The 7501-nt window shown below is 61.7% G+C and carries 7 protein-coding genes and 4 pseudogenes; 4 read left to right on the plus strand and 7 right to left on the minus strand.

The features are described 5' to 3' along the window. Positions 1-295: 295 nt before the first annotated feature. Positions 296-764: pseudogene (locus ACZYOF_RS40955) on the minus strand (transposase); the annotation flags it as partial. On the opposite strand from ACZYOF_RS40955, the gene ACZYOF_RS40960 reads away from it, so the two are divergent. Then, positions 693-899, plus strand: coding sequence for a hypothetical protein (locus tag ACZYOF_RS40960; protein ID WP_463719306.1), 207 nt, complete (start codon positions 693-695; stop codon positions 897-899). The pseudogene ACZYOF_RS40955 and the gene ACZYOF_RS40960 overlap by 72 nt on opposite strands. 46 nt (positions 900-945) lie before the next feature. Here ACZYOF_RS40960 and ACZYOF_RS40965 read toward each other — a convergent pair whose 3' ends face one another. The 5 genes from ACZYOF_RS40965 to ACZYOF_RS40985 form a co-directional block, all read right to left on the minus strand. Next, positions 946-2280: an ABC transporter substrate-binding protein gene (locus ACZYOF_RS40965; protein ID WP_463719301.1), complete on the minus strand. Its 1335-nt coding sequence runs from the start codon at positions 2278-2280 to the stop codon at positions 946-948. Between the two features lie 189 nt (positions 2281-2469). Beyond that, positions 2470-2775, minus strand: coding sequence for a hypothetical protein (locus ACZYOF_RS40970; RefSeq protein ID WP_463719302.1), 306 nt, complete (start codon positions 2773-2775; stop codon positions 2470-2472). Further along, positions 2772-3647 (minus strand): NAD(P)/FAD-dependent oxidoreductase, encoded by an 876-nt coding sequence (locus ACZYOF_RS40975; RefSeq protein WP_463719305.1) that lies wholly within the window; start codon positions 3645-3647, stop codon positions 2772-2774. Before ACZYOF_RS40975 ends, ACZYOF_RS40970 begins: the two co-directional genes overlap by 4 nt. Continuing rightward, positions 3593-3862, minus strand: a complete 270-nt coding sequence (locus ACZYOF_RS40980) for a hypothetical protein (RefSeq protein WP_463719307.1) — start codon at positions 3860-3862, stop codon at positions 3593-3595. Before ACZYOF_RS40980 ends, ACZYOF_RS40975 begins: the two co-directional genes overlap by 55 nt. Next, positions 3849-4418 carry a flavin reductase family protein gene (locus ACZYOF_RS40985; RefSeq protein ID WP_463719303.1) on the minus strand — a complete coding sequence of 190 codons (570 nt, stop codon included), beginning with the start codon at positions 4416-4418 and terminating at the stop codon, positions 3849-3851. The genes ACZYOF_RS40980 and ACZYOF_RS40985 overlap by 14 nt, the downstream gene beginning before the upstream one ends. Positions 4419-4636: 218 nt before the next feature. Between ACZYOF_RS40985 and ACZYOF_RS40990 the strand changes: the two are divergent. The 3 genes and pseudogenes from ACZYOF_RS40990 to ACZYOF_RS41000 all read left to right on the plus strand — a co-directional run. Next, a pseudogene (locus ACZYOF_RS40990) lies at positions 4637-5215 on the plus strand (aminotransferase class III-fold pyridoxal phosphate-dependent enzyme); the annotation flags it as partial. Positions 5216-5263: 48 nt separating this feature from the next. Beyond that, positions 5264-5953 carry a 4-hydroxyphenylacetate 3-hydroxylase N-terminal domain-containing protein gene (locus ACZYOF_RS40995; RefSeq protein WP_463719304.1) on the plus strand — a complete coding sequence of 230 codons (690 nt, stop codon included), beginning with the start codon at positions 5264-5266 and terminating at the stop codon, positions 5951-5953. A 123-nt stretch (positions 5954-6076) separates the two neighbouring features. Then, positions 6077-6336: pseudogene (locus tag ACZYOF_RS41000) on the plus strand (transposase); the annotation flags it as partial. 239 nt (positions 6337-6575) lie between these two features. Here ACZYOF_RS41000 and ACZYOF_RS41005 read toward each other — a convergent pair. Continuing rightward, positions 6576-7427, minus strand: a pseudogene (locus ACZYOF_RS41005) (IS110 family RNA-guided transposase); the annotation flags it as partial. Between the last annotated feature and the right edge of the window lie 74 nt (positions 7428-7501).

Consider the following 7501-nt stretch of genomic DNA (forward strand, 5'->3'; position numbering starts at 1 on the left):
TCTTCTGCAAGCTCAAGGAATTCAAGCGCATCGCGCTGCGCGCAGACAAGACAGATCAAAGCTTCGCAGCCATGATCCATCTGACCGCTGCCGTGATAAACTCCCGATGAATCCCAACAGACCCTAGTTCATGATATCGGCGCCAGTGTATAGTTCGACGCAAGAGCTGGCTCCGGTTGTTTGGACAGCGCCCCGCGGAATTTAAGTGGATTCCTGCCAGGTTGGGCCTTGCGATTTTGATGCAGCGGAGGGAGGGCGAAGCCCGACCGGAACTGCATCAAAATCGTAGCGACGATCATGCCGCCGCGGCGATGGTCTGCGCTCCAAAATAAGCCTCATCCAGCGTTCGCTCGTCAAGCGACGAATAAGGCCCGCCGCCGTTACAGAAGGCCAGGTATCTGGAGATCGACGCGCGCGCCTCGGGCACGCTGTTGTAGGCATGCAGATAGACGTGCTCGTATTCGATCATTCGCCAGAGCCGCTCGACCAACACGTTGTCGCGCTTGGCATCCATGCTGATGACGATCTTGGCGTCCAGCAGCACGACTGGTGAAGTCGGGGCCGGTGAACTGGCCTGATCCGTGTTGTCGCGACGACGCTTCGCATCGCGCTGAGATCTCCGGCGTGCCGTCTCGCGCCAATGCCTCCTCGAGCGCTTTGCAAAACGCCGCCTTCATCGTGATCGAGACCTAATGGGCCAGCACCCGCCGGCTGAACACGTCGACGACGGCTGCCAGGTAGACGAAGCCGCGCTGCGTCGGGACGATGCGATCAAGACTTTCTCTTCCAATCCGCCTCCGCTGCCGATCGATGAGGGCGCCGAGGCCAACCAGTTCCTGCAATGGCTGTGTGGGGACAATTCGGGATGCTGGCGCGGCGCCCGGAATTTCGAACGTTGATCTTGCCGATCGGCAAGGGATTGCACGTGGCGCATCGAATGCTTGGTTAGGGTATGATCGTCACCTCGGCGAGATTTGCGTTCGGTCCGTCGGCCGAGACCGTATGTCCTCTGATTCTTCGGTTGACGATGGTGATCTGGGCTGGAGCCAACAAAGTCATGTCGGGCAGATCCGCGATCACCCGGTTCTGGAACGCCAGGTAGAGATCGCGGCGTTTGGCGGGGTCCTGTTCGACCGCAGCCTGTTCGAGCAGACTGTCGGTCTCAGGGCTCGCATAGTGAGAACCGTTCGAGAATGGGAGGTCCTTGCGGAAATTGCGTGACCAGTAGGTACGTTGGACGCCGACCGATGGGTCGAACATGTTGTTGCTGCGAGCAATCGCAAACGCAAAGTCCCGATCGGTATAGATCCTTCGCACATAGGTCGCGAAATCCTGCACGCGAACGGAGGCGGTGATGCCGACCTCTGCCAGCGCCCGGGCTACGCATTCGGCGGTCCGCTGGTAACCGTCGCCGGCAGGCACGAAGTCGAGTTCGACCGCGAAGCGCCTGCCGCTGGAATCGCGCTTGAGGCCGGCTGCATCGAGCCAGCGCTCCGCCTCGCCATGATTGAGTTCCGGGACGACCAGCCGCTCGGCACCGTACGGTCGCAGGTCCGGACTGATCGGCCCGAGCGCCATTTTGGCGTATCCGTTCCATGCCGCGGCGACGAGATCGGAACGATCGATGGCATGTGCGATACCGCGACGAACACGATAGTCACCCAGAATCGGATGGTCGAGATTAAACTCCAGACGGACGATCTGGTTGGTGTATTCGTAACCCTTCGTCTCGAACAAGAGATTTGGTGCGCGCGACAGTTGCTCGAGTGCCGTGACCGGCACCGGCGTCTGCGGCGCGATATCGATCGAGCCGTCTCCAATTGCAGCCACGCGCGCCTGCGGGTCACGGATGAAGCGAATGGACATGCCGATCACGAACGGCTGCGGTGCGCCCCAATAGGCGGGATTGCGCTCCAGCTTCACGTGGCTTCCTTTGATCCATTCCCGAAAGATGTAGGGACCGGTCCCGATCGGCGAAGCTTCGTTGGCGCTGGCGGACGGCGCAAGGTCCTTGTAGCGATGCGACGGCAGCATTGGTGATTCCGCACCTGCAAGCGCATGGATCAGCGCGGGCGCGGGCTGCGACAGACGGATGACCGCGGTCAGCGGATCTGGCGTTTGTACTTCCGTCACGCTCGCAAAGGTCGATCGGCCTCGCGGATGGAATTGCTTCAAGAGCATGATCGAGGCGGCAACATCGGTCGAGGTGAAGGGCTCGCCGTCGTGCCACTGTACGTTCGGGCGAAGGCCAGCGCCAGGCCCGAGGAATCCGATCGCCATTCTGTCGCAAGTTGCGGGACGGGATTGAGCTCGAAATCATAGGACAGGAGGCCTTCGTTGATCTTGCCAGACACGAGCATGGTCGGATCGGCACTGTTCGTGAGCGCGACCAACGTCGTTGGCTCGGGATCGACCAGCAAGGTGACGATGCCAGCCTGCATTGGTCGTATATCGGTGGTTGGCTGGGGATCATCGGCCATGATCATTCATTCCCGGCACAGGCGATCTCCAGAATGAACTCTGATATTCTCTGGCGTCAATCCTTCGGTAATGCAGCAGGGCGAGAGGCGCGAGCCAGCGGATCAAGGTCTGAGCCGGAAGGGGGGCGGGCGTGGAAAAAGGCAGCGCGATGTTCTCAAGAGACACGCCGATCGACGCTTTCGCGAGTTCCCTGCCTGCCGCGATAGAAAGCGCGATCGCCCGGCCGTTGCAACCGGTCCAGGCAAGGGCGTCCGGACCGATCCGGTGGAACCGCGGAAAGCGATCCGGAGTCATTCGATCCGCCCGTTCCAAAGAAATTCGATCCTCAGGCCTTGCGTCTGCGGCCATATCCTTTCCAGCCGTGCCGAGATCAGCGCTCTCAGCCGCGACGGCCGATTGATCGGATTGACGAGGGCGCCGCCGCTGATCAGGCGATGATCGGAATCGTATCTGGCGAAGTGAAGGTCCCCACGGGTGTCTGACATCGCCAGGCGAGATGGCAGGACGGATTGGCGAACGGACTCGGAAAGCGGTTCGGTCGCGGCGAGCCAGGAGGTTATGGGCACGATCTCGTGTGCGAGCTCTGGCAACAGCGCCTTCGCGAAGCGGTCTGTGTAGGCGTTGGTAGCCACGATCAGGCTCTTCGCGCGGACGTCTCCATAAGGGGTCGTCGCCCGCCAGAAGTCGGTCCCGCGCTCGAACGAAAACGCCGGGGTCTGCGCATAAATGCGTCCGCCGGAATCCGACACGGCTCTTGCCATTGCACGCGCGAGCGCCAGTGGATTGACGCTTCCGCCGGTCGCGCTGAGAAGTCCGCCAAACCACATCACGGATCCAAGGGCGCGCGCGGTCTGTCCACAGTCCAGCACCTCCATTTTGGCGCCCCACTTCCGCCACTGCGCCGCCCGCCGCTCAATCAGCGCCATCCGTCCGGGCGTGTGGGCGGGCTGAAGCCAGCCGGTCTGCTCGGCCTGGCGGCCGAGCCTCAAGGTGCGCGCCAACTCGAACAGGTCATCGGCACAATCGCGCAGCAGGGCCACGAAACGTTCGCCACCCGCACCATATGTCCGGACGATGTCGTCTGGGTCAGGGCGCGTGAGCGTTGGAATCACTAGGCCGCTATTGCGACCGGACGCACCCGCGCCGACGTCCCGGGCTTCGAGGATCGTCGTCTCAACACCGTGCTGGGCAGCATCAGGGCAGCAGACAGCCCGGTAAAGCCACCTCCTATGATCAGCACATCGGTCTTTGTGGCACCGGCGAGCATCGGGAAATCCGCGGCCGGCGACGTCACGGCTTCCCACAGCGGCCGCGTGCAGCCGGCAGGTGCGCGCGGCGCGACAGCGCGCGCCGGCGGGCTTATGCCGTCAATCGAAGCCATACGTGGCATCCGAGGTTTGGCTGTGCTCTTGCCGCAACGAGGCGCCACAGGCGGGAAATGCCAGTTGGCGATAACTGCCATCCCAATAGAGCAAGGGCTCGATCTCGTCGCGGACCGTGATCCCCGCCATTTCAGCCAGACACAGAAGATGGGTGCCGTGCTCGACCGTGCGTACCAGCCTGCAAATCATGTTGGCCTGCGCCTCCCGGAGATAGGGCAGGCGCACGACCGCGTGCGATGGCAGCGGGCCGCCGGTCTCGTAGGCAGACCAGCTTCCGGCCAGGAAGCGAATTTCGCTCGCGGGCGGCGTTGAAAAGGCCCGGCTCACCGTCTCCTGGGTCCGCGACAACACGTTGACGCATACCATGCCGCTCTCGAGCATTGGCGCGCAGAAGGAGGATTGGCGATGGACGCCGAAACACAGAGTCGGAGGCTCCACGGTCAGGGAGACCAGCGAGGATATAGTAATTCCAAAACGCTTGCCGCGCAGTTCCGTTGAAAGAACGCTGACGGTTGCGGCGACACGGCGCATGGCGTTTCGGAAGTCGTCAGGCATGATCCGGCTCCCGCATCGGGTCCTGCAACTCGCTAGTCCGGCCTCGGAGGTGAATCCGCTTGATCGCCGCGAGGTCGGAGAGCAACACGATCGCTGCGGAAACGGCTTGATCATCAACCACGACAGCGGCCGATTCCAGGCCAGCCACATCCCGTTCATGGTGGAGCAGGGACCGGATGGCGGCTGGCGGTTGCGCGGGCTAGGTTGCACGCCGGCACGGTGCGCTATTGATCGTGGATGAAATCCAGACCGGCTGCGGACGAACCGGTCCTTTCTTCAGCTTTGAGCGAGCCGGCCTCTATCCCGACGTCGTTTGCCTGGCGAAGTCGATCGGCGGCTTGGGGTTGCCGATGGCGCTCGTCCTGATGCGACCTGAGCACGACATCTGGGAGCCCGGACAGCACAACGGAACCTTCCGCGGCAACAACCTGGCGTTCGTGGCCGGGGCGCAGGCGCTGCGACTGTGGCGCGAGCCAGAGTTCGGGCGCGCGATCGCGCGCAAGGGCGAGCTGATGCGCGAGCGGCTGCAGGAAATAGCTCTGGCGACCCGCGGCGAGGTGCGAGGGCTCGGTATGCTGCAAGGCGTGGCTTGGAAGGATCGCGAGTTTGCGCGGAGCGTCGCGCGCCGCGCGCTCGCCAATGGCGTCATTGTCGAAACCTGCGGCGCGTGGGACCAAGTCCTGAAGATCATGCCGCCGCTCACCATACCGGAACAGGCTCTTTGCGACGGCTTGGACAGGATCCTGCGTGCGGCATTGGACGAAATCGAAGCCACTCAGCTCGATGTCGCAGTCTGAATCCCTTTTTCCTCGATGCCGCAATCCAGCCCACCGGAGCCTGTTCAGATGCCCAACCTCGCGGTTCAAGAGCCCGCCGAAACCAAGGCCGCCAGCGCACTTATGACGGGAGCGTCGTTCCTCGATAGCCTGCGCGACGATCGCAGCGTCTTCATCTATGGTGAGCCCGTTCGAGACGTCACGAGCCACCGAGCGTTCCGTAACGCAGCGCGCTCGCTGGCGCATCTCTATGACGCCCTGCACGACCCTCACACCGCCGACGTTATGCTGACCAGGAGTCCTGAGGGATTCCGCACGCACCGGTATTTCACCTCGTGCTATTCGTCCGACGATCTGTTCAAGGCGCGTGGAGCGCTTGCGCAGTGGGCACGCATGACCTTCGGATTCATGGGCCGCACGCCGGATTACAAGGCCGGCTTCGTCGCGACGCTTGGCTCGTTCTCAGAGTTCTACAATCCGTTCGAAGCCAACGCTTTGCGCTGGTATCGAACGGCTGCCGAGAGGGCGCTGTTTTTCAACCACGTGATCGTGAACCCGCCCGTCGATCGCAACCGCCCCGTGCACGAGGCAGAGGACGTTTTCGTCCACGTCGTGCGGGAACGAGATGACGGAATCATCGTCCGCGGCGCGAAAATGGTGGGGACCAGCGCGGCGCTGTCGAATGCGACGCATTGCGGTCGAGCCACTTCAGCCAGCTCTGGTACCTTTCGCGGATTCATGTCAGGTGAAAAGCCGTAAGCGCATTCGTTGTTGAATTTCAGTTTTTGAGCTGCTTCCTGCGCCGAAGCATCACCGGGGTGACCGGCCCCTGCCGATTTCCTCCACGTAGCGTTAGAGTTTGGCCTTCTGAAGGACGGACAGATGAAGCGAGCGAGGTTTACGGAAGAGCAGATTATCGGCGTGCTGCGCCGAGCATGAGGCGGGTGCGAAGACCGCCGATCTTGCGCGGAAGCGCGGAGTCTCGGAAGCTGTACAATTGGAAGGCAAAGTTCGGGGGCATGGACGTCTCTGAGGCTAAGCGGCTGCGCCAGCTTGAGGACGAGAACGCCAAGTTGAAGAAGCTGCTGGCCGAGCAGATGCTGGATGCCGCGGCGCTGCGCGAGCTTCTGTCAAAAAATGTATGGTCCGCCCCGTCCGTGCAAGGGTTCGTAACAGCAAAAATGACGCTTCCAGTTGCATAAATGTATCCGGCCTCTCGCGAGTGGACTGCTGTTGCAGCCAGGCCATGATGAGATCCGCGCACGCCGTTCCCAATAAATGGTTCGGGCACGAAGCCCGCTTTTTTGCACAGGGCTTACGGCATGTTGATCCACTGTTTCGTCATCACTGTTCCCGAGCCTTGCAATCGAAGCCAGAAGCGTCAGGAGAAAGCAGGACCTCTGCGTTCGTAGAGAGCTCCAGGCTTGTTCAAGACCACCCAGACAATGCGGGCCATCTTGGCGGCTAGAGCGACAACGGCCTTGTTCGGATGCATCCGAGCCTGGAGCCCGTCGAGCCAGCTTCCTAGGCGATCGCGCGTCCGGTCCAAATGCCGGAAGCAGGATCGCGCGCCATGCACTAAAAGCTTTCTCACATAACGGTTGCCGCGTTTGCTGACGCCAAGCAACGTCTGTTTTCCGCCGGTCGAGTATTGCCTGGGCACTAACCCCAGCCAGGCAGCACGGTCGCGGGCCTTGCGAAACTGCAGCCCATCACCGATCGCGGCAAGTACAGCGGTCGCACCCAATGCGCCGATACCAGGGATTGTCATCAGCCGGCGTGTGACTTCCTCTCGATCGGCGACCGCTTCGATCTCCTGTGTCACTTCGCGGATCCGTTCTTCGAGGCGGCGGAGATCAGCGAAGAGATCGCCCAGCAGGCGACGCATCACTGGCGACAAATCGTTTCCTTCGTCATTCAAAGCGCGCGGCAACTCGAGCTTGAATATTCCGGCACCCTGACGCAAAGGTACGCCGTACTCGAGGCAGAAAGCCCGCATCTGATTGATCAGGCGTGTCCTCGAGCCGACCATCTGCTCACGGATTCGATGCAGCGCTTGAAGATCGGCTTGGTCCTCCTCCTTCACGGCGACGAAGCGCATTGTCGGTCGCGTCGCGGCCTCAGCGATCGCCTCGGCGTCGATGATATCGTTCTTGTTTGACTTCACGTAGGGCTTCACGAATGGTGCCGTCGCGAACTTGGTTGGAATTTGTCCGTCGCGAGTCTCCGGTGAACGGATGATATCTGCTCAGGCGGCAAGATCAACCGGCTGAGCAATGGGCTTGCTGGCGAGGGTCTGCCAGCCGT

The organism is Bradyrhizobium sp. LeoA1Lang (genome assembly GCF_055413685.1).